The sequence below is a fragment of the Streptomyces sp. VNUA24 genome (assembly GCF_029167005.1).
In the GTDB taxonomy this organism is placed as follows: Bacteria; Actinomycetota; Actinomycetes; order Streptomycetales; family Streptomycetaceae; genus Streptomyces; species Streptomyces scabiei.
On the sequence record NZ_CP119143.1, the window covers coordinates 6,110,956 to 6,136,046 of the forward strand.

The following is a 25,091-nucleotide window of genomic DNA, read 5'->3' on the forward strand; positions in this document are numbered from 1 at the left end:
CTCTGACCAGGTGGTTCCGGACTCCGAAGCAGCGTCCGAAACCACCCGTCATGCTTTGGCCAGGACTTTTAATCCATTGGTTGTGGGTTCGAGTCCCACAGGGCCTACGCAAGAGCCCCAGCTCAGACCACGTCTGGACTGGGGCTCGCGCCGTTTTCGGGGGCTCAGGGATCGCCGGGTCGCCCCTTGCTGGCCCGAGTGCAACGGCCGCCGTTCGGGAGTCGCATGGTGACTGAGGGCGGGATCGCTAGTCAGCGGTCCCGTTCGGTTCCGGGCCATCAACGAGGGACTCGGGCACCTTGATGATGAATGTTCCCTTTGCGGGCACCGTGTCGGCGATGCCTCGCTCCCGCAGCTCCCGGATCGCGCGTCGGAGGGTGTTGATCCCGATGCCGTACCGAGCGGCGAGATCTGGCTCCGAGGCCAAGCGTGCGCCTACGGGCAGGCTTCCCGCGCGAACCTGGGCGGCGATGTGCTCGGCGATCTGCATGTACACGTAGATCCGGGACGCGGGATCGGGGCGCCACTCCTGAGCTTCGGTCATGACGGTACGTTAGCCGGTCAGGGGTGATCATAGTTGGGCAGTGAGAGTCATGACGCTCCCTACCGAGTCATAGCGCTACCTGACTCGTCATGTTTACAGTCGGAGCAGCAAAGACCCCGGCGAGGTGTGGAGACCTCCCGGGGCACGGCCCACGCTTACAAGGAGCGTCGACATGACCGACCTTATCCCCCGCGCCCTTCACTGGCTGCGCCTCCTCTTCTCTCCCGGCCCCGGCAAACGGCGCCTCCCCCGCCAGCGTCCCTACCTCTGCCTGCACGTGACCGCCGTACGCCACCCCTCCATTCCCGCGTCCGCGTACTCCGACCTCCCCCGTCATCGTTCCCCGTACGGCCTCCACGGCCCCATCGACGGTGCTGCCTCCGCTCTCGTGCGCCCCTACCTCGCCGTGCACGAAGAGGAGGCCGCTCTCCAGCAGCGACGCCGTCTCGCGCTCGTCCTCGCCGCCGACTTCGGGGTCGACCTCGATCAGCACCTGGTCGGTCTGCGGAAGGCGGCCGTCTGATGGAACACGTCAACGGCACACCCGTACCCGGTCGTGGACGCGCGCTCCGGCTCCTGCCCTGGCCGTCCCCCAAGGGCAAAGCCTCGTACCTGGTGACCGACCACAACGGCGGCCCCCTCTCCCGTCTCGCCGACGAACTGGAGGCCACCCAACTCGCCACCGGCACCGACGTTCTCGGCCTCGCCCGCACCGTGCTGGAGGACCCGGCCTCGCCGTACACCGAGGTCCGCTACGCGGGCATCCGTCTCGCCGAGTGCCTGACGGACGCCCTGCGCGTCGCCGAGTCCAGGGGCGCGCGCCTGCCGGTGCCGGAGACCGAGGCCACCGACGACGGCGAAGGGACCGAAGGGACCGACGGGACCGGACGCGGGATGTAGGCACAGCCCGCGGACGCTTCGCCTCCGTCCGGCCGACCGGCGGACACCGCGCCGGCCGGACGGAGGCGAGCCGAACCACTCACACCTGCGGTCGCCCCGACCCCGACCCCGGCCCAGACCCAGACCCGGACACCGGCTCTGGCCGATGCCCCGCCTCCGATCCGGGCTCCGGCGTCCACCGCGCCGTAGCCACGTACGAGACGACGACCGCGACGATCACCAGCGGCATGACGGTGACCCCTTCGAGCCCGATCAGCAGCGTGGCCAGCAGGACGGAGACCAGGGGGAGGCGCAGCATCGCGGCGCTCATCGCGCCGATACCCATCGCGAACCCCGCGACCAGGCTCAGCCCCGGGAGGTGGGAGCAGAGGATGCCGCCCGCGGCTCCCACGAACATCGCGGGGAAGATCGGGCCTCCCCGGAAGGCGCTGAGCGACACGCAGTAGGCGAGGCCCTTGCACAGCACCAGCAGCGCCAGCGCGCCCACGGAGTACGTGGCACTGTGCGTGAGGAAGGGGTCCAGCGCGGTCTGTCCCGAATAGAGCACGTCGGTCGCTGGCTTGTCCGTGGCCTCCGCGTAGCCGATCGCCAGTCCCGCCACGACGAGGCCGATGACGACGGTGGCCGCCACTCGACGCCGTTCGACGTGCGTCCTGAGCCGGACGGCGAGCCATCGGATGCCCGCGGCCACCAGCGCGGCCGACAGCCCGATGAGCAGGGCCCAGCCGAACTCCGCCGCCGTCGGGCGCACGGCCTCGGGTACGTCGCGCAGGACCAGGGAGTACGTGCCCAGCCCGGTCCAGGAGCCGAGTCCGACGAAGACGAGCGCGCCGATGCCCGAGGCCAGCAGCCCGGGTACCAGCACCGTCGTCATCATCATCCCGCCCAGCCCCGACGCCTCCATCAGCAGAAACGCCCCCAGCAGGGGCGATCCCAGCAGGGAGCTGACGGCCGCGAAACTTCCCGTCGCACCCAGCACCGCGCTCATCTGCTCCGGCGGATCACGTCTGACCAGCCGCACGGCACCGGCGGCGAGCCCGCTGCCGAGTGCCAGGAGGGGGGCCTCGGGGCCGAGGACGGCGGCGAAGCAGAGCGTCGCCAAGGCGGCGAGGAAGATGCCGGGGAGCTCGATAGGCGCGGGCACACCGCCGGGCTGGAACCCGGCGCTCGGTTCATGACCGCCGTGCCCCGGCAGGTAGCGGACCGTCAGACCCACCAGCAGTCCCCCGACGGCGAGCAGCGGCAGCGGCCACCAGGACGGAGTTCCTTCGAAACCCAGGGACTCGGGCAGATCCGAGTAGATCAGCGGCTGGAGCTCCCCGACCAACGCGAGGAACCCGAAGGCCGCCGCGGACACCGGTACGCCGATCAGCGCGGCCGTCAACAGGAGCACGAGGTAGGCACGGCTCCGCAGAAGCGTCCTCGGGTCCGGAGACGGGGAGCCCCCGGACGCGTCCGTACCGACCGGCATGCGCACAGCCTCCTCGCGGGTGCAGACGTCGTTCCGCGCGCTCCCGAGCCTGACACGCGGGGCAAGGTGCGGCTCGCCGGCCGGGGCTGTGCGTGTGACGGAGGGCGGGGCAACGGCGGCGGACGGCCGCCGTCACGCTCAGGTGTGAACAATCCCGACTGCCGGATGGCTGAAACCGGTCACTCGTCCTTCGGTCCGCGGACGACTGTGACCGGGGCGCCCTGCGCTGGATGGTTTCTTCTGGTTTGTTCCGCGGGCGAGTCGAGGTGACGGACGCATACACCCGTCGCTTTTCGGTCACTCTTCAGTATTTGCGCAACATATACAGTTCGTGCCCTGGTTGGGCCGACATGTCTGCATGTGCGTGCCATGAACGCGGGGAGGGCGGATGAAGAGGATCCTGCTGACGTCGGGGCTCGTCGGAATGCTGGTGACGGGGTCCGCTGTGCCGACGGCGGCCATCTCGGACGCCGGGTCGACGCCCTTGCCCGGCACGGGCGCGAGGGTCGAGGTCAGCGCGTGGCAGTGCAACGCCTACGCCGACAAGTGCTCCTTCAAGACGTCGACGAAGACCACGAGGGGCGGGGCGAGGTACCCGGTCAGCAGGATCAGCAACACGGCGACGGTGAAGGCCAACGGCTGGCAGGCGACCCTCGCGCTGAGCCCGAGCGGTACGCCGGTCAGCGAGAACACCCGGCAGGTCAGCTGGACCAACCAGAACACCTGGATCGCCGACATCAGCGGGATCGCCGACCCGGGAGGCTCGCTCAACACGAGCATCACCACCTGTTCCGACGGCGGCGCCTTCAAGTCCGGCGTCAAGGCGTTCGCTTCGGCCTGTGCCAACGACTGAGCGGTGAGGGAGCACGTGGACCGTCGTCGCCGGGCGCTCCTGTCGGTGGGTGCGGTGGCCGCCACGGTGGCGCTCGGCGCCGCGGTGTTCGGCGGCGGGCCGGTGGAACGGCCTGCGCCACCCGGCGCCGACCTGGCCACCCAACTCGACGCCCTGCGTGGCGCGAACGATCTCGTACGCGCCACCCGCGTGGACGTCGGTCGCGATCCCGCGCTGTACCCGACCGCGTACGGGCGTCTGGAGGCGGCCCTTGCCGAGGGGTCCCGGGGCGGTGGCGGTACGGGCCGAGGCGGGGGCGTGCCCGAGGTCCGGCCCGCCCGGCTCGCCGCACTCGCCCGTACCGACGTCCTGGACACCCCGGCATGGCGGGCCCACTACGTGTGCCTCGCCCTCGGAGGGAGGGGAGCGGGCGAGAGCCGCGAGGCGACCGCCGTACTGGAGCGGGCGGGGCTCCGGGACCGGGCCGGGCGGGAGGCGCTCGGGTACCTGACCGCGCCGGACGCCGGGGACGACGCCCTCACCTCGCTCGCCACCAGAGCCGCCTTTCTGCAGACCCTGACCTGCCTGGGGCGGGACGACGAGGTGCCCTGGGCCCGGCTGGAGACCCTCGCCGCGGACACCGCCCGTGCCGAGCAGGCCGTACCGGTGCTCTACGCGACCGAGGCCCTGCGCGCGGTCGGCGTACGGGCCCGTGCGACGCGTGCGGTGCGCGGGGCCGACGCCCGGCTGGCCGCGGGGTGCGCCGCCCTCGACCCCATCCAGCGGGCCGCCCTGACCCTGCTGCGGGACCGGCTGACCCGGCGGACGCACGACTGCCTGGTGCCGATGCTGTCGGACTCCGACACACAGACCCGGTGGCTGGTCCGTCGCGCCCTGATGACCGACGGCGCCGAGGCGGGCTCCGGCGCCGGCGCGCTGCCCGAGCCCGTGGGGCACGTCCGGGCCGACGGCCTCGTCACGAAGACGCCGGCCCAACTGGGCACGCTGACCGCCACCTACGACGCCGCGCGAGCCCTGACGGCCGGCGCTCAGCAGGAGCACACGCCGTACTGGCTGAAGCGGCGACTGGCGCGGATGGGCGCGGACGCCGGCCTCGAACCGTCCGATCGGCTGCTGCTCGCCATGACCTGCCACCGGCTGGCCCTGACCTGTGGACCGCAGGCCGCCAGGGGAGCGGCGGAAGCGGCTCGGCTGACGGTCCCGAGGCGTCTGACGCGGGACAACGAGCGCCGGTGGTACGGCGTCATGGCGGCACGTGCGGAGTTCGGACTGGGCTGCGGGCGTACGGCCGTGGGGGCGCCGGACGGCCCGAGCGGCGGGGGCCTGTCCGCTCGTTCGCTGCGCGTCGTGGTCGTGCTCGCGGACGCCGGATGCACGGCCCAGGCGGCACGGCTCGCCGAGGGCACCGACCTCACGGAGCAGACCCGGAGGGCGCTGCGCGCGGGGGACCTGATGACCGCCTCGGACGCGGTCCAGGCGGCCCTCGCCTCCGATCAGAGCATTCCGCAGAGTCTCTGGGACGACCTGCCCCGGCTTCTCCGGCGCTACAGCGACCCCGCGTTCCCCGACCTGTACGCCGCCTCGCCGGGCGGCGCGGCCTCGGCGGACGCCACCAGAGCGGCGTACTACCTCCTCGCGTGACCATCCGGAAGGACACCGCCCCATGAACACCGCCGCCCCACCCGCCGCCCCGCCCGCCGTGGTGGCCGAGGGCCTCGCCTTCGGCTACGCGTCCGGCGGAGGTCTGACCCGTGCGGATCTCACGCTCGACGCGGGCACCATGGCAGCCGTCGAGGGCCCGTCCGGTTCGGGCAAGAGCACGCTGCTCGCCCTCCTCGGGCTGATCCTCTCTCCGGCCGCGGGCTCGCTGCACCTCACCGGCACGGACACCGGATCCCTGTCCACGGCCGGCCGGGATCTGCTGCGGCGCCGGTCGATCGGCATCGTCCTGCAGGATCTGGGGCTGCTGCCGTTCCTGAACGCCTGGGAGAACGTGGCCGCCGCGTTCGGTCCCCGGCTCACCCGGCACCGTACGGAGGCCCGGGCGCTCCTCGGCGATCTGGGCATGGCGGACCTGGCCGACTCCCGGGTCACCGAGCTCTCCGGCGGGCAGCGGCAGCGCATCGCCGTCGCGCGAGCGGCCGTCAAACGGCCGGTGCTCGTCCTGGCCGACGAGCCGACCTCGGGCCTCGACCCCCGGACCGCGAACGCGGTGATGACAGCGCTGCGTTCGTGTGCGGAGCGGGGTGCGGCCGTCCTGCTCGTCACGCACGACCCGGCGGTCGCCGCGCGCTGCGACCGGCGGTACGTGCTCGACGGGGGAGTCCTGTCGGCCGCCGACTCGTCGGACGCCCAGGAGCCGGCCGTCGGCAGGCAGGAGGCCCGGGAGCCGGCGGCGGGCCTGCGGGACGCCCGGGAGGGGAGCCTCGGATGAGCCGCTGGAGTCTGTACACCTGGACGCGTGACGCCCGTTCGCTGCGCAGGGCACTGCCGGCCCTCACCGTTCTGGCCGCGCTGCTGACCACGTCCGCGGGGGTGGCAGCCGGTGCCGCCGAGGCCGTCGAGCGGGACGTGCTCGGCTCGGGCGGGCTCACCCAGATCGAGCTGTCCTCGTTCGAGGGCGACACCTCGGTCCGGCCGCTCACCACCTCGGCCCTGCGGGACGCCGCGTCCGTGCCGGGCGTACGGCAGGTCGTCGCCGACTACCCGTCCGTGCTCTACGCCGCGGAGGAGGGGACGTACGACCTGGCCGGTCACACCCTGACGCCGGGGGACGACCTGCCCGTGGTGAAGGGGCGGAACCCGGCGGGCCCCGGTGGGCTCGGGCGGGACGAGGTCGCTCTGCCGGCCTCAGCGCAGGGGACCGACTTCGCTCCGCTCCTCGGCCGTACCGTCGCCTTCGGATACACCCGGGCGACGGGTGCGGCGTCCGGCACCACCCAGGTCATCAGACTGCGGGTCACCACGCTCTACGACCCCGCCTGGCAGGCCGACGGTCCCGACGTCGCCTACCTCGCGGAGGACACGGCCGCGCTGCTGGCCGCGGCGCGCGCCGGACAGACTCCGGACACCTTCCGCGCGCACGAGGGCGCGCAGTCCGCCGTCGTACGGGTCGGGCATCAGAGGCAGGTGGCCGCCGTCACCAAGTCGCTCCAGGCGGACGGGTTCTCGGCGTCGCCCGTGTCCGATCGTGTGCGTGACCTGCCCGGGCTGTTCGGGGTGGCGGACCTCGCGATGCGGGCGGGGGTGCTGGTGCTGGCGATCGGCGCCGTCGGGCTCGGGTCGGTACGCGCGGCGGACAGTACGCGGGCCCGGCTCGGGCAGTTCGCCGTTCTGCGGATTCTCGGGTCCGGGCGCTCGGAGCTCCGCAGGATCCTGCTCGGTGAGGCCGTCCTCTCGGGCGGGGTGGCCGGTGTCGTGGGCGTCCTCGCCGGTACGGGCGTGTCCGTGGCGCTGGCCGGTCCGCTCAGCGACCTCCTCGGGCTGCCCATCTCCCGCACGGACGCCCTGCCGGGTCCGGCCTGGGCCGCCGCCGCGCTGCTGCTGCCCGCCGTGGGCCTGGCCACCGGCACCCTCCTCGGCAGCCGTGACGTCCTGCGCCGTGACCCCTACCTCACGGCACGGGCCCACGGCTGAGGCGCGGACACCCGCTCCTCCTTCCTCGGGGACAGCCGGCAGGGGACAGTGGCACGACGGGGGCCGAGGGGGAGCGCGGTCGGCGAAGGAGAGGAACGGCTCGTGATCGAGGCGGAGTTGAAGGTCCGGGTCCGTGCGCCGGAGGTGGTCGCGCGGGTGCTCGGTGGGTGGGGTGAGGGCAGGGTCGAGACGTATCTGGACACGTACTACGACCTGCCGGACGGCAGCCTGCGCGGGCGGGACGAGGAGCTGCGGCTGCGGCTCCTGGCCGACCACGGCACGGGGGAGCGGCGGACCCTGCTCACCTTCAAGGCGGCGGCCGTGGACGAGGCGTCCGGTTCGAAACCCGAGTACGAGACGCGGGTCGAGGACTCGCAGGTCGCGCACGCCATCCTGCGGCACCTCGGCTATGTGCCGGCGATCGTGTTCGAGAAGCACTGCCGCAGCCACGCCTTCGAGGCGTACGGCCGGCGGATGCTCGCCACCCTGGTGCGGGTCCCCGAGCTGGACGGCACGTTCCTGGAGGTCGAGAGCCTGGTTCAGGAGGAGGACGAGGTCGCCGGGGCCCTCGACGACATCCGCGCGGTCCTTCGCGACCTGGGCATCGCACCCGAGGACCTCACCCGCGAGTCGTACACCGACGCGGTGGCGGCGGTCCGCGGCGCTCAGCCCCGGAGGAGCGGGTGAGGGCAGTCGTACACAAACACCTGGGGCGTACAGAAACACCTGGGGCGTACAGAAACACCTGGGGCGTACACAAACACCTGGGGCGTACACAAACACCTGGGGCCGGAATCCTTGATCGGATTCCGGCCCCAAGTCTTCAGTAGCGGGGACAGGATTTGAACCTGCGACCTCTGGGTTATGAGCCCAGCGAGCTACCGAGCTGCTCCACCCCGCGTCGTTGAAACCAGTGTACGCCATCCGCGGGACCCCGAGCACACGCATTGATGTGGGGGCGGGAGGGCGACGGCGGAGACGGTGCCGAGGGGGCGGGGCTCAGCCGGTCAGGTGGCGGTTGGGTGCCTGTGCCCGCTCCTCGAAGTCCCCGATCAGCACGACCACCGCCCCCTCCGCCGCCAGCACCGCGTTCCCGGCCGCCGCGTCCTCGACGAACGTGTCCGGCTCGCGCCAGGCCGTGACGACCCGGCGGATGCCCGCGTCGAGGACGAGCCGGGCGCAGGGCGCGGGGCGGGAGGCGCGGCGGGCGCACGGTTCCAGGCTGCTGTAGACCGTGGCGGAGGCCAGGCGCGGGTCGGCGGGGTCGATCTTGGCGAGGGCGGCCTCCTCGGCGTGGACCACGGGGTCGCCGCCCTCGCGGGAGTGGCCGCGTGCCAGTTCCGTACCGTCCTCGGCGACCACCACGGCCCCCACGCTGAACGCGGTCCGCGAGGGCGGGCACGCGGCGGCCAGTTCGCAGGCCAGATCCAGCCAGTGGCGGTCGGCGGGGGAGACGTCCCGTCCGGTGCCGGGGACGCTGGGGGCGTAGCGGATGAGGACGATGTCGCCGACCGGCCGGGTCTCCAGCAGGCGGAGCCGGCTCCTCGGCCCCCCGGGGTACGCGCCCGTCCCGAAGAGCCGGGGCGCGTCCGCCTCCCCCACGAACACCGGTGCCACGGCCAGTTGGATCTCGTCCGCCAGGTCCTGCCGGAGCAGCTGGGTGTGCACGAGGCCGCCGCCCTCCACCATGAGGCGCCGCACGCCGCACACGTCCGCGAGGTGGTCCAGGACGGCCGTCCACTCCAGTTCGGGGCCGACGGAGACCACGGTCACGCCGTCCGGTCCCGTCGGCAGGCCCAGCCCGCGCAGCCGGTCGGCGCCCTTGTCCGTCGTGTACACGGCTTTCTCGCCGCCGGTGTGCCAGAACCGTGCCGCCGGGTCGAGATCGCCGGACGCGCTGACCGTCACCTTCAGCGGGTACTCGGGCAGCCCGGCGGCGACACGGGCCGCGCGCCGCTCGGGGGAGTTGACCAGCAGCCGGGGGTTGTCGGTGCGCAGGGTGCCGGCGCCGATCAGGATGGCGTCGACGGAGGCGCGCACCTCGTCGACCCGGTCGAAGTCGGCCGGGCTCGACAGCAGCAGCCGCTCGGGTCCGGTGTCGTCCAGGAAGCCGTCCAGGGAGACGGCGGCGGACAACAGGACGTAGGGCTGGGGCATGGGACGCGCTCCCTTGGTTCAAGTTTTAAACAATACCTACACTGTACGTATGACGACCCGCTGGCTCACCCCCGACGAACAGCGTGCCTGGCGCGCCTACGTGGCCGCGAGTTCCCTTCTGGAGGACGCGCTCGACCGCCAGCTCCAGCAGGAGGCCGGCCTGCCGCACCTCTACTACTCCATGCTGTCCGCGCTCTCCGAGACGCCGGAGCGCCGCATGCGGATGACCGAACTCGCCGAGCGCCTGAAGATCACGCGCAGCCGGCTGACGTACGTCGTGACCAGGCTGGAGAAGGACGGCCTGGTGCGGCGCGAGGACTGCCCGTGGGACAGGCGCGGCAGCGTGGCCGTGCTCACCGACGAGGGCATGACCCTGCTGGAGCGCACGGCGCCGGGGCATGTCGAGACGGTGCGCAGGGCCGTCTTCGACCATCTCGCCCCCGAGCAGATCAGCCAGTTCGAGGAGATCTGCGGGGCCATCGCGGCAGCGATCCAGGGCGGCAGCCCCCTCGCGGCCCCCGGCTCGGACGACCTCCCGTGGCGCCGCCGCGCATGCCCGTCGAGCCAGCAGGGGCAGCAGGGCGAGCCGGGCGGGTCGGGCGAGCGGGACCCGGGCGGGTCGGGCGAGCGGGACCGCGCCTGAGGGGCGTGCGGCACCGGCGCATGGCCTCGCGGCGCATGACGGGAATGTGACGTACCCCCAAATCAGTTGCTTGAAATTTGAAGCACGGGTTAGAGTCACTCCGAGCGTTGTGCTTCAAAACTGAAGCACAACGACACCCCGCACCAGGACCGGAGAACCCGCATGCCCGACATTCCCGCTGCCACCCCGCGTGCCCGCGTCCGGGTGCCGCTGCGTTTCCAGGACGGTTACGCCGTCGACGCCGAACTGGTCACCTTCCACGGCCTGGTCGACGGCCAGGAGCACCTGGCGATCGTCCTCGGGGACCCCGCCCCCGGCACGGACCCCCTGGTCCGGCTGCACTCCGAGTGCCTGACCGGCGACGTCTTCGGTTCCGCACGCTGCGACTGCGGTCCGCAGCTGCGCGAGGCGGTGGAGCGGATCGCCGAACGCGGTGGCGTCCTCCTCTACCTCCGCCAGGAGGGCCGGGGCATCGGCCTCTACAACAAGCTCGACGCGTACGCCCTCCAGGACCAGGGGCTCGACACCTACGAGGCCAACGCGGCCCTCGGTCTGCCCGAGGACGCCCGCGACTACACGGCGGCGGCCCAGATGCTGGGTGCCCTCGGCATCGACGAGCTGGACCTGCTCTCGAACAACCCCGACAAGGCGCAGCAGCTCCGCGACCTCGGCGTGGGCGTCCGTCACCGCGTCCCCACCGGTGTCTTCACCACCGCCCACAACGTCCGCTACCTGCGCGCGAAGGTCCTCCAGACCCAGCACACGCTCCCCCTGCCGGAGCTGACGGGACTGACGGGACTGGCAGGAGTGACGGCGGGCTGACCCCGGCGAGGGTCGCTCCCCTGCCCTCCGTCAGAAGGGCCCTAGCCCACTCGGCCCCGCCGACTGGCCCCGCGCCCCGCCCACGGAAACCCTGTTTCCGTGGGCACGGAGAACGGATGGCGGGTGTGAGGGAGCCGGTCGGGCGGCGGTTCTCGTTCCTCCGTACGCTCACACGCGCCGTCCCGGCCCTGCTGATCACCGTCGGACTCTTCTACGACCACTTCACCCCGCGTGAGTTCACGGCGGTCCCCTTCTTCACCGCCGCGCCCCTGGTGGCGGCCCCGCTCTTCTCGCTGCACGGCACGGTGATCACCGGGATCGTCTCGATCTCCGGGGTCAGCGCCGTGCGCGGCTACTACGGCGACACGGGGCAGGTGGACGCGATCACCGAGATCGCCACGGTGGTCACCGTCGCCGTACTGGCCGTACTGATCAACCGTCTCGTCCGCCGCAGCGACGCCCGGCTCGCCACCGCCCGGGAGATCGCCGAGGCGGCGCAGCGGGCCGTCCTGCCGGTGCCGCAGGAGCGGATCGGCGGGCTGGAGATCGCCGCGCGGTACGAGGCCGCGCAGGCGGGGGCGTCGATCGGGGGCGATCTGTACGCGGTGCAGGACTCGCCCCACGGCGTACGGCTGATCGTGGGCGACGTGCGCGGCAAGGGGCTCGGCGCGGTGTCGGCGGTGGCGGTGCTGATCGGCGCGTTCCGGGAGGCGGCCGAGCAGGAGTCGACGCTCGAAGCGGTCGCCCAACGGCTGGAGCGGGCGCTGGCCCGGGAGGCGACCAGGCGGGAGGCCGCGCTGCGGGACGCGGCGGTGGAGTACGAGGGGTTCGTGACGGCCGTGCTGGCGGAGTTCCCGCACGGGGCCGGGCGCGCCCGGATCGTCAACCGGGGGCATCCCTCCCCCCTCCTGCTGCTCGCCGACGGCACCCTGTGCTCCCTGGACGCGCCGCGGCCGGCCCTCCCGCTGGGCATGGAGGACCTGGGCGCCTGGCCCGACCGCGCGGAGGAGGCCGGGTTTCCGCGGGGGGCCACGCTCCTGTTCCACACGGACGGGCTCTCGGAGGCGCGGGACGCGTGCGGTGTCTTCTACGATCCGATCGAACGTCTGTCCGGGCGGGTCTTCTCCGCGCCGCGCTCCCTGGTGACGACCCTGGCGGACGAGGTGCGCCGGCACACGGGGGACGGTACGACGGACGACATGGCCCTGCTGGCGGTCCGCCGGCCGTGACCGCGGGCGGGTGCGGGGCCGGTGACCGCCTCTATATCACCCAGCGTGGCTGTTCGACCGTTCTCCGTAGACGTGCTGATGTCCCGTCAGAACTTTTGTTACTCCTGAGGCAAGTCAACTCGCCCGTTTTAAACCCCTCATGACCCGTAAAGTCCAGCAGAGGGGCCGGAACGATCATTCAGAACAGCTTGGAATGGAGTACTCACGTCTATTAACGTTCGATAACGCAGCGCGGTCGTCCCAGCCGTCACAAGAGACGGCTCCGTGCTCACGCGCCGAATCCCGCAAGGGAACCGGGGAACCACCACCCTGGGGTGAATCGCACGGAGACCGTCGTGGCAGTCCGCACGACCGGTTTACGCGCGTAGGAGACCTTCCTGCTCCGAACCCGTCAGCTAACCCGGTAGGCGAGGAGGAAGGAAGGAGTACGCCCACGTGGCGTCGAACCGGTCCGCGACCGAAGCCCCAGTCGTGCCGAGCCAACGCGAAGGCGAGAGCCGGACGTTCGGCTACGGCAGCTACAACAGCGACAACGAGGGCCCCTGGCAGGAGTGGAATCCCAGCGAGGACACCCTGCGCCCCGCTCGCGGCCGGCACCGTGTCGCCAAGAAGACCGGTGTACTCGCCCGTGGCGGTCTCGGCCGCAGCTCCACCGTCCTCGGCGTCGGTGTCATAGCCGCCGTCAGCGGCGCCGGCATGGCCAGCGCGCAGTCCGGCAAGGCCCCGGTGTCCATCTCGATGCCCGACATGCCGAACGTCGGCTCGGTCTTCGAGGACGAGGCCGAGGAGCCGGAGCCCGAGGCGTCCAGGACGCCGCTCAGCAGCGCCGGCCTGACCCCCGCCGAGGCCCAGCAGGGCACCGCGGACGCCGGTGAGGCCCTGCGCGCCCGCATCATCGCCCAGGCCGAGTCCCAGCAGGACGCCTTCGACAAGGCCGCCGCCGAGGCCGCCCAGACCGCCGCCGCGGACAAGGCCGCCGAGCTGGCCGCCCAGGAGAAGAAGGAAGCCGAGGCCAAGGAGGCCGCCGCCAAGAAGAAGGCGGCGGAGGAGGCCGCGGCGAAGAAGGAGGCCGAGCGTCTGGCCTCCCTCGCCACGCAGTTCACGCTGCCCACCTCCTCCTACACCCTCACCTCCACCTTCGGCCAGGCCGGCCCCTACTGGTCCTCCGGCTACCACACCGGCCTCGACTTCGCCGCCCCGACCGGCACCCTGATCAAGGCCGTCGGCAGCGGCACGATCACCCAGGCCGGCTACGAGGGCTCCTACGGCTACAAGACCGTCCTCACCCTCGATGACGGCACCGAGATCTGGTACGCCCACCAGTCCTCCATCGGCGTCAGCGTCGGCCAGAAGGTCGCCACCGGCGACGTCATCGGCCGCGTGGGCGCCACCGGCAACGTGACCGGCGCCCACCTCCACATGGAGGTCCACACCGGCGGCTCGGCCAACGGCATCGACCCGGCGGCGTGGCTGCGCAGCAAGGGCCTGACCCCGTAGAGCGGTCGGACGACGAACGACGACGCCGCGTGGGTCCGTGAGGACCGCGCGGCGTTCGTCGTCCCCGGGACCGGCCTCCGCTCGGACGCCTCGCTCCCACGGCTTCACGCGGCGTTCACGCCAGGGCGGAATGCGGGCGTCCGCCGGGCTGGTTGAGGGATGACATGACTTCTCTTCGCAAGCTGGGCACGTCCGACATCGAGGTCTTCCCCCTCTCCCTCGGCGGCAACGTCTTCGGGTGGACGGCCGACGAGGCACAGTCCTTCGCCGTCCTCGACGCCTACACGGCCGCCGGGGGCAACTTCGTCGACACCGCCGACTCCTACTCGGCCTGGGTGGAGGGCCACACGGGCGGTGAGTCCGAGAGCATCATCGGCAGGTGGGTCAGGTCCCGGGGCAACCGGGACGACGTGGTCATCGCGACCAAGGTGAGCCAGCACCCCGAGTACCAGGGGCTGACGGCGGCCAACATCAAGGCCGCGGCCGACGCCTCCCTCGCCCGCCTCGGCACGGACCGCATCGACCTCTACTACACGCACTTCGACAAGCCCGAGGTGCCGGTGGAGGAGATCGTCACCGCCCTCGACGACCTGGTGAAGGCCGGCAAGGTGCGGGCGATCGCCGCGTCCAACATCACCCCCGAGCGTCTGAAGGCGTCCCTGGACTTCTCGGACGCCGAGGGCCTGGCCCGCTACGTGGCCGTCCAGCCGCACTACAACCTGGTCTCCCGGGACACCTACGAGGGCCCGCTGCAGACCGTCGCCGCCGACGCCGGCCTCTCCGCCGTCCCGTACTTCGCCCTCGCCAAGGGCTTCCTCACGGGCAAGTACCGCCCCGGCATCACGGTCGACAGCCCCCGGGCGGCCGGTGCCGGCGCCTATCTCGCGACTCCGGCCGGCACCCGCGTCCTCGCGGCCCTCGACGAGATCGCCGAAGCCCGTGGGGCCGCCCACGCCACCGTCGCCCTCGCCTGGCTCGCGGCCCAGCCGACCATCGCCGCGCCGATCGCCTCCGCGCGCAACCTCGACCAGCTCCCGGACCTGCTGGCCGTCGCCGACCTCACCCTCACCCCCGAGGAGCTGCGGCGCCTGACCGACGCGTCGGCGTAGCCCACACGGCCCCGGCGGCGGGTCCTAGGAGCGGTACGGGTTGTACCCGGGGTACGCGGCCACTCCGTAGGCCACCGGCTGGGGGTGGGGCCCGTACCCGCCGTACCCGCTGTATCCGGCGTACGCCCCGTACTCGTAGCCGTACCCGTGCCCATAGCCATAGCCATAGCCGTACCTGGGCTCGGCGTCCCGTCCGGCGTACCCCATCGCCGGGCGGGCCACCTCCCGCCGCCGCCACAGCTCGAACAGCAGCTCCCGCTCACGGAGCGCGAAGTCGCTCCCGGCGCGCCCCCGCAGGCCCCGGTGCCGGAGGAACGCCAGCCGTGTCGCGTACGCCTCGTACTCCGCCACCGACCGCGCCCCGGCCTTCCCGAAGTGATGGGCCGCGTACTCCCGCGCCACCCGCCTGGCCCGCATCGAGCCCAGCACGTACGGCTCGGGCGGGGTCAGCCAGCCCGCGGCCGCGTACGCCGGCAACGCCTCCCGCACGGTCCGCAGCTCCCGCTGCCGGGCCCAGATCACCCACCACGTCAGCAGTCCGAACGCCGGCACCATGAACCCCGCGTACACCGCGAAGAACCCGTACTCCCCGAAGGTCGCCGAGCCGTTCCACACCGAGTGCATCGCCATGGCGAGCAGCAGCCCGCTGAGCGGCACGAGGACGCGTCGACCCCGCTGCCAGTCGGCGGAGACCGCCGCCACCCCGAAGCCGATCCCCGTCAGCACGGTGAACAGCGGATGCGCGAACGGCGACATGATCACGCGCACGAAGAAGGTGGCCGCGGTGACCGACGCCAGCCCGGTCCCCCCGCTGAGCTGGTCGGTCCCGAAGGCGGTGCCCAGATAGAGGATGTTCTCGGTGAACGCGAAGCCGGTCGCGGTGAACCCCGCGATCACCACCCCGTCCACGAGCGAGGTGAAGTCGCGTCGTCTGAACAGGAAGACGAGCAGGACGGCCGCGGCCTTGGCGGTCTCCTCGACCACGGGCGCTATGACCGTGGCGCCCAGGGTGTCGGCGTGCGAGGGATCGGCCGTGGCCGTCGCTATCCAGCGCGTCGCGAAGCTGTTGGCCACGATGGCTATCAGCGCCGCCGCACAGGCCCCCCAGGCGAACGCGAAGACCAGGTTCCGCCAGGGCCCCGGCTCCACCCGGTCCAGCCACCGGAAGGCGGACATGAGCAGCGGCAGCGGCAGCAGGGCCAGCCCCAGTCCGACGAGGAACCCCTCGGTGCCGGTCTGTTCGCGGACGAGCGCGAGGATGACGAGGCCGGAGACGGCGAGCAGCGCGGTCAGCGCGCCGTATCTGACGCTCTTCCGCTGCCACCAGCGCGTGGGCCTGAACGCGTACCCGTCGGCCGAGCCGTGGGGATGCGTCGCGTAGGGGGGACTGGTGGCCATTGCATTGACCCTAACGAGGGAGGGGCCCGCCCGCGACGGCACGTGGTGCGGCCCACCGGACCGCGCCCGCCGCCGGGTTCGGTCCATGACGACGGCCTTCAGACGCCTGTGGGGGGGTGTTCGGGTTGGTCGGACTGCCGCGTCCGCTGTCGCTCCTGCTGCTGTTCACGCTGCTGTACGCGGCGGAAGAGCAGATCGTTCACCACATGACCCTTGTCCAGTCCCTGCCCCTCGAAACGGGTCAGCGGCCGGAAGGCCGGACGTGGCGCGAAACCGCCGTCGGCCCGGGTGTTCTCGAAGTCGGGGTGCGCGGTCAGCACCTCCAGCATCTGTTCGGCGTACGGCTCCCAGTCCGTCGCACAGTGCACGACCGCGCCCGGCGCGAGCCGTGACGCGACGAGCGTGAGGAACTCCGGCTGGATCAGCCGCCGCTTGTGGTGCCGCTTCTTCGGCCAGGGGTCGGGGAAGTACACCCGGAGCCCGTGCAGCGAGGCGGGCGGGAGCATCTCCCGCAGGAGGATGATCGCGTCACCGTTCGCGACCCGGACGTTCGTGAGGCCGTGCTGGTCCGCGAGGTTCAGCAGGTTCCCCTGGCCCGGGGTGTGCACGTCCACGGCGAGCAGGTTGGTGTCCGGATCGGCGGCGGCCATCTCCGCGGTCGCCTCGCCCATCCCGAACCCGATCTCCACCACGACCGGCTTCTCGTCGCCGAACAGCCCGACGAGGTCCAGCGGCCGTCCGTCGATGTCGAGCCCCCACTTGGGCCACAGCCGCTGCAGGGCGTCCGCCTGCCCGGCGGTCACCCGGCTCCGCCGTGGCTGGAAACTCCTGATCCGCCGCTCGAAGTGCGACCCGGCGGGATCCGGCTTGGGCCCGTCCGGGAAGCGCGGCTCACCCTTGACCCGGGTGTGCCGAAGGGAGGCACCGGAGGTGCGGGGCTCGGGGGCATCGGCGGAGTCAGACACAGTGCCCCGATTTTACGACTCCCGCGCGCCCCGTCACGCCTCGGCCGACGCTGTCAGGCTTCCTGTCACGCCTCGGCCGACGCCGGCAGGGTCCCTGTCACGCCTCGGCCAGCGCCGCCAGGGCCCTCCTCCCGACCTCCCGCCCGATCGGCAGGGACGCGGTCGCCGCGGGGGAGGGCGCGTTCAGCACGTGCACCGCGCGCGCTCCCTCCCGGATCATGAAGTCGTCCACCAGCGTCCCGTCCCGGAGCACGGCCTGGGCCCGTACGCCCGCTGCCGTGGGCACGAGGTCCCCCTCCGAGACCGCCGGCAGCAACCGCCGCACGGCCGCCGTGAACGCCCTCTTCGACACCGACCGGCGCAGCTCCCCCGCCCCGTACCGCCAGTGCCGCCGGGCTATCCGCCAGGACCCGGGCCAGGCCAGCGTCGCCCCCAGCTCACGCATCCGTACGGTGCCCCAGGCGTACCCCTCGCGGGCCAGCGCCGGCACCGCGTTGGGGCCGACGTGGACGCCGCCGTCGATCCCGCGGGTCAGATGCACCCCGAGGAACGGGAACGCCGGATCGGGCACCGGATACACCAGTCCACGGACCAGCTCGGGCCGCGCCAGCTCGAAGTACTCCCCCCGGAACGGCACGATCCGCATCCCGGGGTCGTCCCCGGTCATCCGGGCCACCCCGTCGCAGTGCAGCCCCGCGCAGTTCACCAGCACCCGGCCGCGGACCACGCCGCCGCCCCGGATCCGGACGGCTACCCCCAGCGAGGCCCGCCGGTCGATCCGCTCGACCTCGGCGCCGTACCGGATCTCGGCGCCGGACGCCCGCGCGAACTGCCGGGCGACCCCGACGTAGTCGCAGATGCCGGTGGTGCCGACGTGTATGGCCGCGAGCCCGCGCACCTCCGGCTCGTACTCCGCGATCTGGGCGGCGCCCAGCTCCCGCACCGGGATCCCGTTCTCCCGGCCGCGCTGGACCAGGGCGTGCAGCCGGGGCAGCTCCGACTTCTCGGTGGCCACGATCAGCTTCCCGGTGACCGCGTGGTCGATGCCGTACTCGGCGCAGAACTTGACCATCTCGGCGGCGCCCCTGACGGCGTACCGCGCCTTCAGCGAGTCCGGCCGGTAGTAGATCCCGCTGTGGATGACGCCGCTGTTCCGCCCGGTCTGGTGCCGGGCCGGGCCCGGTTCCTTCTCCAGCACGGTGACCCGCGTGCCCGGTGCGGCCCGCGTGATCGCATACGCCGTCGACAGCCCGACGATCCCGCCGCCGACCACGAGCACATCGCAGTCGTACGCGCCCTGCCTCCGCACGCGCCCCACCTCCCGACTCCGATAGTGCACTGCACCACTGACAATGCCCTCAAACCCGGAAGCCGTCTTCATGGCACTGGTCACGTCTCGATACCGGGCGCCCGGCGCCGCGCCCTGAAGGGGCGCGGGGAACTGCGCGAGCAACCCCCACGCACCCGCACCCGCCGAAGCACACCGGCCCCGCAGACGAACAGGCGCCCGGAAACCTACGCCGGCGTCATCAACAGAGGCCGCGCCCTCTCCCGCAACTCGATGACCCGCGGCTCGTCCCCGTACGGCTCCAGCCGGTGCAGAAGATCCTTCACATACTCGGTCGTGCGCGCCGAGGAGATGCGCCCCGCGACCTCCACCGCCCGCACGCCCTGCTCGCACGCCGCGTCGAGGTTGCCGGACTCCAGCTCGGCGACCGCCGACACCACCAGCCGCAGCCCGTGCGAGCGTACGAACTCCTCCGTCGGCCGCGACAGCGCCTGCTCCGTGAACCGGCGCACCTGACGCGGCGCCTTGAGGTCCCGGTAGCACTCGGCCGCGTCCGCGGCGAAGCGGTCGTAGCCGTAGAAGCCGAGCCAGCTCGGGTCGTTGTCGCCGTCGCGGGCCCGCTCCAGCCAGCCCTCGGCGGCCTTGAGGGCCGCCCCGGCGGCCACCGCGTCGCCCGCGCGCGCGTGGGCCCTCGCCTCGACCAGCCGGAAGAAGCTCATCGTGCGCGCGGTGGCCAGGCCCCGGTTGCGTTCGAGCGCGGCCTGCGCGAGGTCGACTCCCTCGTCGCCGAAGCCGCGGTAGGTGGCCTGCAGGGACATCGTCGCCAGCACGTATCCGCCGAGCGGTACGTCGGCCGCGGCCCGCGCGAGCCGCAGCGCCTGGATGTAGTACCGCTGCGCCGCCTCCTGCTGACCCGTGTCAAAGGCCATCCAGCCTGCGAGGCGGGTGAGTTCCGCGGACGCTCCGAACAGCGCGCGGCCCACCTCGTCGGAGTACGAGCCGAGCAGCAGCGGCGCGGCCTCGACCCGCAGGCACTCCGGCACCATGGACGAACGCCAGTCGCCGCCCCCGTACTTGGAGTCCCAGCGCCTGGCGTCCTCGGCGGCCTCGCGCAGTTTCTGCACGTCGCTGTGGCCGACCTTCAGCGGCGACCCGGAGCCCTCCGCGGAGCCCGCCTCGCGCGCCACCGAACTGTCGGCCGGGGTTATCAGCCAGCGCGAGGCGGGTGTGGCGTACGCGCTCACCGCGAACGATCCGGCGAGGGACTGCCAGATGCCGCCGGAGCCCGCGCGGCGGCCGGCGAGGTCGAGGCGGTACAGCTCCGTCGCCGCGCGCACCGCCTGTCCGACGTCACGGGGGAAGGCGAGGCCCACCTCGGGGGCGGGGTCCGCGTCCGCCAGGCCGATCTCGTGGAGCGGCACCGGACGGCCGAGCTTCTGCCCGATCGCGGCCGCGATGAGATGCGGCGCGGCACCCTGGGGGACCATGCCCTTGGAGACCCACCGCGCCACCGAGGTCTTGTCGTAGCGAAGTGTCAGCCCGCGTTGGGCGCCAAGGTCGTTGACGCGACGCGCGAGTCCTGCGTTGCTGATTCCCGCGAGGGCGAGAACGGCGCCGAGCTTTTCGTTCGGCCCGCGTTGCTCCCTGGACATTGCGCCACCCCTCGAACAGACGGCTGCCGCGGCGGCATAGGCACGCGGCATTCGTAAACCCAGCGTAGTTCGCCGCATCCCAAGCGTTAAGGGGCGTAAATCCGGTTGGCGGGATTGTGGTCCGTACGAAAGTGCGGGCGCAGCACGGAGGGTGGTGATGTGCTCCCGATGTGTGGCCGTGCGCCTGTCCGTGCGCTCTACTCCGGCCACCGGGGGAGCGGTTCCATGGTGATGCGTGGGTCGGCCCGCTGTACTGGATCCAGTGGGCTGGGGGACACCGCCGCCTACATCCCCGCGGGCGGCGGACCGGTCCGGGGGGCGAACTCCGCCTCCCGGACTGTGCGTTGACGCTGTGTCGTCATCGGGGGTGGTACGGCGGGCGTGCCGACTTCGCCCTTCGAGGACGATTTGGCCGAAAATCGACGGTGGTCGTCGAGCGTGAATACCGCTCCGACCACGTCTGTTGAGGGCGCGTTAGGTGTTTTGGGGGAGCGTACCGGGGGCGCATTCGCGTCGTAGACCCGGGGTCCACGGGGATGGACCGCCCCTCGTCCAGGCCGACTTGAGGAGACGGCGGGGGAGCGTTCAGGGCTCCTCGGGGGCGCACTCGACGGTGCGCAAGCCGGACCACACGCCTCCGGCAAGCCTCCTTCGTGGCAGCATGGGGACCGTTCGTACGGTGCACCGGTTGTCCACAGCCTGTGGAGGCGTCGATGCGGTGGTTGGTGGGTTGGAGCAGTACCGCCGCTGGCGCGCCCGCCTTCGGTTCCGCCGGCGCGACCGGATTCGACGGCGAGAGCGTGCACCCGGTCGGCTCCCACCTCCTGTGGGGCGACCCCGACCCGCTGTGGGCCGTCGGCGACTGGCGGCCCGACGAGGTGCGGGTCGTGACCGCCGACGTCCAGACCAGGATCGCCGTGCTCGGCATCTGCGGCGCCACCGACGAGCAGCTGCGCGTGGGCCTGTTCGCGGCCCGGGGCGGCGCCCTGCGCCACCTCACCGCGTGGCCCGGCAGCTACACCGCCGTCGTCCAGGTCGGCCGCCGGGTCACCGTCTGCGGCGATCTCGCGGGCGCCCGCCCGGTCTTCCACACCCCCTGGGCGGGCGGCACGGCGTACGCGACGGCCGCCCTGCCCCTCGCCGACCTCGTCGAGGCCAACCTCGACTTCGGGCACCTCGCGGCCCTGCTGGCCGCCCCCGACGTGCCGGACGCCCTCCAGGACTCCACTCCGTACGACGGCGTGCGCCGCATTCCTCCGGGGCACGCACTGATCCTGCGCGCCGGGGCGCGTGAGATCGCCGGCTACGAGCCGGTCGCCTCCCTCGCCGTCGCCGCGCCCTCCGCCGACCCGGACAGCGCCGTGGACGCGGTCCGTGACGCCCTCGTGGAATCCGTGCGGGTCCGTCTCTCCGCCCCCCGGCACGTGCCCGACGTCGACCCCGGCCCGGTGCCCGGCATGGGCCCCGCCGAGCGCCGCGCCGCCCGCGGCATGCCCGTCCCCGGCATCGGCGCCGACGTCTCCGGCGGCCCCGCCTCCGGCACGCTCGCCCTGCTCGCCGCCGGCCTGCCGGGCGCCCCCGGCACGGTCCTCGGCCACGGCACGGGCGCCGGCGAACGCCTCCTCGCCGTCACCTTCAACGACCTGGTCACCTCCGGCCGCGAGACCGAACGCGAACGCGCGGGCACCCTCGCCGCCAACCCCCGCCTCCACCACGTGGTCGTGACCGGCGGCGAGGAGGTGCTCCCGTACGCCGACCTCGACGTCCCCCTCACCGACGAGCCCGGCCCCTCGCTGGTGACGGCGGCCCGCCACCGCGCCCGCCTCGCCTCCGGCAGCGCGGACCACTTCACCGGCTACGGCGCCCGCCAGGTCCTGGACGCCCACCCCGCCCGCCTCGCCGACCTCTTGATGGACCGCAAGCGCCGTCACCTGGTCCGGCCGGTCGCCGCCCTCGCCAAGGCCGACGGCTCGGTGATGGTCCCCGCGCGCGTGTACGGCGCGGCGCGGAAACTGGCCCGCACCCCGTACCGCTCCGGCGTGGAGGTCCTCGCCGACCGTCTGATGCAGCGCCGCTTCGAGGAGCCCGGCGGCGCGGTGGGCGCCTCCCTGGCCGCCCTCACCTGGGCGAGACCGGGGCCGGCGGCCCGCTGGCTCACCGGCGAGGCCCTGGCAGAAGTATCGATTCGCCTGGGTGCGACGACCGGCCGCTCCACCGTCGGCCCCGGCCAGCGCCCCGGCGACTTCCGCGCCCGCGCGGCCCTGGCCCGGCACGCGGCCGACCTCCGGGTGCTGGAGCAGGCGGTGGAGATCCGCTCCCAGCGCCTGCACACCCCCTTCCTCGACAACCAGGTCGTCCGCGCCTGCCGCGCCCTCCCCGAGGCCCTCCGCGTCCAGCCGGGCGCCCGCGCCGCGATCCTCCGTACGGTCCTGGAGGGCGCCGGCGTCACCGACCTCCCGCCCGGCTGGGGCGCCCCCTCCCACGCCACCTCGCAGGCCGCCGCCCGCACCGGCCTCCGCGTGGCCGCCGACACCCTGATCACCCTCTTCGACACGCCCCTGCTCGCGCAGGCGGGCATCGTCGAGGCCAGGGTCGTCCGCAAGGCCCTCCGCGCCGCCGCCGAGGGCGAACCCCTCCCGCTCGACGGCCTCGCCGATCTGGTCGCCCTCGAACTCTGGCTGCGCCGCCTCCTCGCCCGCCGCGGCACCTGCTGGACGGGCACCCCCGCCCGACAGCGCGCCGTACCCGCGGGCATCACGCCCCAGAGAGGCGCCCTGGGCACGGGAGCGACGGCGCGCCAGGTCTGACCCGCCGGGCCCCGGGCCCGGTCCACGTCCGACCCGCCGGCACGCGCGCCCGCCGGCGGACGGCCGGCCGCTCAGCCGCAGCCGAACCGCGAGTCCGCCCAGTCCGCGAGCACCGGCAGGTCGTAGGGGCTGTGCGGCTCCACGACCAGGCGTACCGTCTCCCGCCCGCCGAGAGCCACCCGTACCGGTACCGCCGGTTCCCCGCCCCGTACCGGACCGGACCTCCACAGCCGGACCCCGTCGCCGTAGACGGAGAAACGGACCTCGCCGAGGCCCTGCGTCAGGTCGTCGACGCCGACCAGCGCGTCGTACGTGTCGCACCGGCGGTTGAGGTCGATGGTCACGGAGGAGCGGCCGTGCACGGTCACCCCGTTGCCGTAGCGCTTTCCGGCGATCGACATCCCGTACCGCTGCCAGACCCAGCTGCTCTCCGCGAGCCGCATCTCGGGCGCGGTGCCGTCGCCGAGGACGTCGTACCGCAGCTCGTTCCACCGGTAGACGGCCGGGGGAGCGGGCGGGGCCGGAGGCGGCGGGGCGGGAGTCGGTGGGGGCGACGGCTTCGGAGCGGGAGCCGAGGGCGGGGCCGGCGTGGGCGACGGCGTCGGCTTCACGGCCGGTGCCGGGGTCCTGGACCGCGACGGCGCGGGCGTCGGCTCCGGCGCCGGTGACGGCCGGGACATCGGCACCACCCGGGCGGGCGCGCCCCTCGCGGGCGTGTCCCGGGGCGTCGACGGATCCGGCCGGGGCGCGGCCACGGCGGGCCGCGAGGCGGACGGCCGGTCCGACGGCTCCCCGGGCCGCACGTCGTCGCCCGTCAGCGCGAGCGCCACCGCCGCGGCGACCATCCCGGCCACACTCACCGCGATCCCGGCCTTCGCGGGTCCGCCGAGTCCCTCCGCGGCGGCCCCGCCGGCCCCCTTGCCCGCCGCGGCCGCCGCTCCGACGGCCCCGGCCCCGGCGCCCCCGGCGACGAGCGCGGCCACCTTCGCGTACCCGGCCGCGCCGAACCACCCGATGACCGCCACGGGGACGACGGCCGGGATGCCGCTCGCGACCTCCTTGATCTGCCCGGCGGCCAGTCGGCACGCCGCGCACTCCTCCAGATGCGCGCGCAGCCCCCGCTCGGCCCGCGTCCGCAGGCCGCCGCGCGCGTAGGCGCCGAGCCGGTCGGCGTAGCGCCCGCACTCCCCGGGGTCGCCGGCGAGCGTGGCGCTGACATGGGCCTGCAGATACGCCTGCTTGAGTCCCTCCCGTGCCCGGCTGGCCAGCACCCGGGTCCCGTTGGCGTCGAGCCCGAAGAGGGTGGCGACCTCGCTGGGCGACTCGTCCTCGACCTCGGTGTGCCACAGCACGGCCTGCCAGCGCTCCGGAAGCGAGCGGAACGCCCGCATCGCCATCGACTGCTCGGCCTCGTGCATCGCCCGCACGTCCGCGCCGAGGTCGAGCGTGTCCGTGTCCGACACCCGGGCGCCGCGCGAGGCATGGGCCGCGAACACCGCGAAGTCGTCGACCAGCTGCTCCCGCCGGGCGGAGCTCGTCCACGTCGCGGCGACCCGTCGCACGGACGTCAGCAGATAGGCCCGTACGGCGTGCTCCGGCCCCGCGCCGCCCCGGACCGCCTGCAGCATGCGGGCGAAGACCTCGGCCGTCAGGTCGTCGGCCGTGTGCGCGTCCCGGCAGCACGTGCGCGCGTACCGGCGTACGGCCTCCGCGTGCCGCCGGTACAGCTCCTCGTACGCCGAGGCGTCCCCCGACCGCATCCCCTCGATCAGGTCGGCGTCGGAGGGCGCCCGCGGGGGCAGCACCCCGGAGTCGAAGCTGTCCCACGGCGCCGGAAGCCCGCGCCCGCCCTGCTCGGGCACCTGGGGCTCCGCCCCGGCCCCGGCCGCCGCCGTCTCCGGCGCCGGCTCGTCCCGCCCGTCAACACCCATCGCGGAAGCCCCCGCCGCCGGCCGACCCAGTCCCCAACACCAGGGCAGAGTGCCATATTGGCTTTTGTTCAGCCCCCGGTAGTACGGGCATACCACTCGTCCGAGGGGGCTTCCCAGACCTCAGAGCGACGATTCACCCGTACGAGTAACACGCGTCCCGGAAACGTGCGCGGGAACGGGCAGGGGGCC

The 25,091-nt window shown here is 73.3% G+C and carries 21 protein-coding genes, 1 tRNA gene and 1 riboswitch; of the genes, 13 read left to right on the top strand and 9 right to left on the bottom strand.

Translation table 11 applies throughout. The features are described from left to right. Positions 1-247 precede the first annotated feature (247 nt). A complete protein-coding gene (locus tag PYR72_RS26165; protein ID WP_275457576.1) occupies positions 248-544 on the bottom strand; it encodes a winged helix-turn-helix domain-containing protein in 297 nt (98 codons plus the stop codon). Between the two features lie 172 nt (positions 545-716). Here PYR72_RS26165 and PYR72_RS26170 point away from each other — a divergent pair, with 172 nt between their 5' ends. Together PYR72_RS26170 and PYR72_RS26175 are read left to right on the top strand one after the other, a co-directional pair. Next, positions 717-1,067, top strand: coding sequence for a hypothetical protein (locus tag PYR72_RS26170; protein ID WP_275457577.1), 351 nt, complete (start codon positions 717-719; stop codon positions 1,065-1,067). Then, entirely contained in the window at positions 1,067-1,444 is a 378-nt protein-coding gene (locus PYR72_RS26175; protein ID WP_275457578.1) for a hypothetical protein, read from the top strand. Before PYR72_RS26170 ends, PYR72_RS26175 begins: the two co-directional genes overlap by 1 nt. 79 nt (positions 1,445-1,523) lie before the next feature. Here the strand turns inward: PYR72_RS26175 and PYR72_RS26180 are convergent, their stop codons facing one another. Beyond that, entirely contained in the window at positions 1,524-2,915 is a 1,392-nt protein-coding gene (locus PYR72_RS26180) for a chloride channel protein (protein WP_275457579.1), read from the bottom strand. Between the two features lie 388 nt (positions 2,916-3,303). Between PYR72_RS26180 and PYR72_RS26185 the strand changes: the two genes are divergently transcribed. The 5 genes from PYR72_RS26185 (at position 3,304) to cyaB (ending at position 8,091) form a co-directional block, all read left to right on the top strand. Further along, positions 3,304-3,768, top strand: coding sequence for a hypothetical protein (locus PYR72_RS26185; protein WP_013002534.1), 465 nt, complete (start codon positions 3,304-3,306; stop codon positions 3,766-3,768). A 15-nt stretch (positions 3,769-3,783) separates the two neighbouring features. Further along, positions 3,784-5,409, top strand: a complete 1,626-nt coding sequence (locus PYR72_RS26190) for a hypothetical protein (protein WP_275457580.1) — start codon at positions 3,784-3,786, stop codon at positions 5,407-5,409. A gap of 22 nt (positions 5,410-5,431) precedes the next feature. After that, positions 5,432-6,202: an ATP-binding cassette domain-containing protein gene (locus PYR72_RS26195; protein ID WP_275457581.1), complete on the top strand. Its 771-nt coding sequence runs from the start codon at positions 5,432-5,434 to the stop codon at positions 6,200-6,202. Next, on the top strand, positions 6,199-7,404 hold the full coding sequence (locus PYR72_RS26200; protein ID WP_275457582.1) for an FtsX-like permease family protein: 1,206 nt from the start codon (positions 6,199-6,201) through the stop codon (positions 7,402-7,404). The genes PYR72_RS26195 and PYR72_RS26200 overlap by 4 nt, the downstream gene beginning before the upstream one ends. 102 nt (positions 7,405-7,506) lie before the next feature. Further along, positions 7,507-8,091, top strand: a complete 585-nt coding sequence (cyaB, locus tag PYR72_RS26205; protein ID WP_275457583.1) for a class IV adenylate cyclase — start codon at positions 7,507-7,509, stop codon at positions 8,089-8,091. Positions 8,092-8,231: 140 nt separating this feature from the next. Here cyaB and PYR72_RS26210 read toward each other — a convergent pair. Together PYR72_RS26210 and PYR72_RS26215 are read right to left on the bottom strand one after the other, a co-directional pair. Beyond that, positions 8,232-8,305, bottom strand: a tRNA-Met gene (locus PYR72_RS26210). A gap of 98 nt (positions 8,306-8,403) precedes the next feature. Further along, complete coding sequence (locus PYR72_RS26215) at positions 8,404-9,561, bottom strand: dihydrofolate reductase family protein (RefSeq protein ID WP_275457584.1); 1,158 nt, start codon at positions 9,559-9,561, stop codon at positions 8,404-8,406. 49 nt (positions 9,562-9,610) lie between these two features. Between PYR72_RS26215 and PYR72_RS26220 the strand changes: the two genes are divergently transcribed. The 5 genes from PYR72_RS26220 (at position 9,611) to PYR72_RS26240 (ending at position 14,861) form a co-directional block, all read left to right on the top strand. Continuing rightward, on the top strand, positions 9,611-10,204 hold the full coding sequence (locus PYR72_RS26220; RefSeq protein WP_275457585.1) for a MarR family transcriptional regulator: 594 nt from the start codon (positions 9,611-9,613) through the stop codon (positions 10,202-10,204). A 162-nt stretch (positions 10,205-10,366) separates the two neighbouring features. Beyond that, a complete protein-coding gene (gene ribA / locus PYR72_RS26225; RefSeq protein ID WP_275457586.1) occupies positions 10,367-11,026 on the top strand; it encodes a GTP cyclohydrolase II in 660 nt (219 codons plus the stop codon). Between the two features lie 116 nt (positions 11,027-11,142). Beyond that, complete coding sequence (locus PYR72_RS26230) at positions 11,143-12,255, top strand: PP2C family protein-serine/threonine phosphatase (protein ID WP_275457587.1); 1,113 nt, start codon at positions 11,143-11,145, stop codon at positions 12,253-12,255. Between the two features lie 263 nt (positions 12,256-12,518). Further along, positions 12,519-12,680: riboswitch (cyclic di-AMP (ydaO/yuaA leader) on the top strand. Positions 12,681-12,690: 10 nt separating this feature from the next. Further along, positions 12,691-13,752 carry a M23 family metallopeptidase gene (locus PYR72_RS26235; RefSeq protein ID WP_275457588.1) on the top strand — a complete coding sequence of 354 codons (1,062 nt, stop codon included), beginning with the start codon at positions 12,691-12,693 and terminating at the stop codon, positions 13,750-13,752. Positions 13,753-13,916: 164 nt separating this feature from the next. Continuing rightward, complete coding sequence (locus PYR72_RS26240; protein ID WP_275457589.1) at positions 13,917-14,861, top strand: aldo/keto reductase; 945 nt, start codon at positions 13,917-13,919, stop codon at positions 14,859-14,861. A 24-nt stretch (positions 14,862-14,885) separates the two neighbouring features. On the opposite strand, the gene PYR72_RS26245 is transcribed toward PYR72_RS26240, so the two are convergent. The 4 genes from PYR72_RS26245 to PYR72_RS26260 all read right to left on the bottom strand — a co-directional run bounded on the left by PYR72_RS26245 (position 14,886) and on the right by PYR72_RS26260 (position 20,164). Next, positions 14,886-16,259, bottom strand: a complete 1,374-nt coding sequence (locus PYR72_RS26245) for a PrsW family intramembrane metalloprotease (RefSeq protein WP_275457590.1) — start codon at positions 16,257-16,259, stop codon at positions 14,886-14,888. A gap of 98 nt (positions 16,260-16,357) precedes the next feature. After that, positions 16,358-17,224 carry a tRNA (guanosine(46)-N7)-methyltransferase TrmB gene (gene trmB / locus PYR72_RS26250; RefSeq protein ID WP_275457591.1) on the bottom strand — a complete coding sequence of 289 codons (867 nt, stop codon included), beginning with the start codon at positions 17,222-17,224 and terminating at the stop codon, positions 16,358-16,360. Between the two features lie 97 nt (positions 17,225-17,321). Further along, positions 17,322-18,533 (bottom strand): L-2-hydroxyglutarate oxidase, encoded by a 1,212-nt coding sequence (lhgO, locus tag PYR72_RS26255; protein WP_275457592.1) that lies wholly within the window; start codon positions 18,531-18,533, stop codon positions 17,322-17,324. 206 nt (positions 18,534-18,739) lie between these two features. Continuing rightward, complete coding sequence (locus PYR72_RS26260) at positions 18,740-20,164, bottom strand: hypothetical protein (RefSeq protein ID WP_059084754.1); 1,425 nt, start codon at positions 20,162-20,164, stop codon at positions 18,740-18,742. A 713-nt stretch (positions 20,165-20,877) separates the two neighbouring features. Between PYR72_RS26260 and PYR72_RS26265 the strand changes: the two genes are divergently transcribed. Beyond that, entirely contained in the window at positions 20,878-22,971 is a 2,094-nt protein-coding gene (locus PYR72_RS26265) for an asparagine synthase-related protein (RefSeq protein WP_275457593.1), read from the top strand. A gap of 71 nt (positions 22,972-23,042) precedes the next feature. Here PYR72_RS26265 and PYR72_RS26270 read toward each other — a convergent pair whose 3' ends face one another. Then, positions 23,043-24,902 (bottom strand): sigma-70 family RNA polymerase sigma factor, encoded by a 1,860-nt coding sequence (locus PYR72_RS26270; protein ID WP_275457594.1) that lies wholly within the window; start codon positions 24,900-24,902, stop codon positions 23,043-23,045. Between the last annotated feature and the right edge of the window lie 189 nt (positions 24,903-25,091).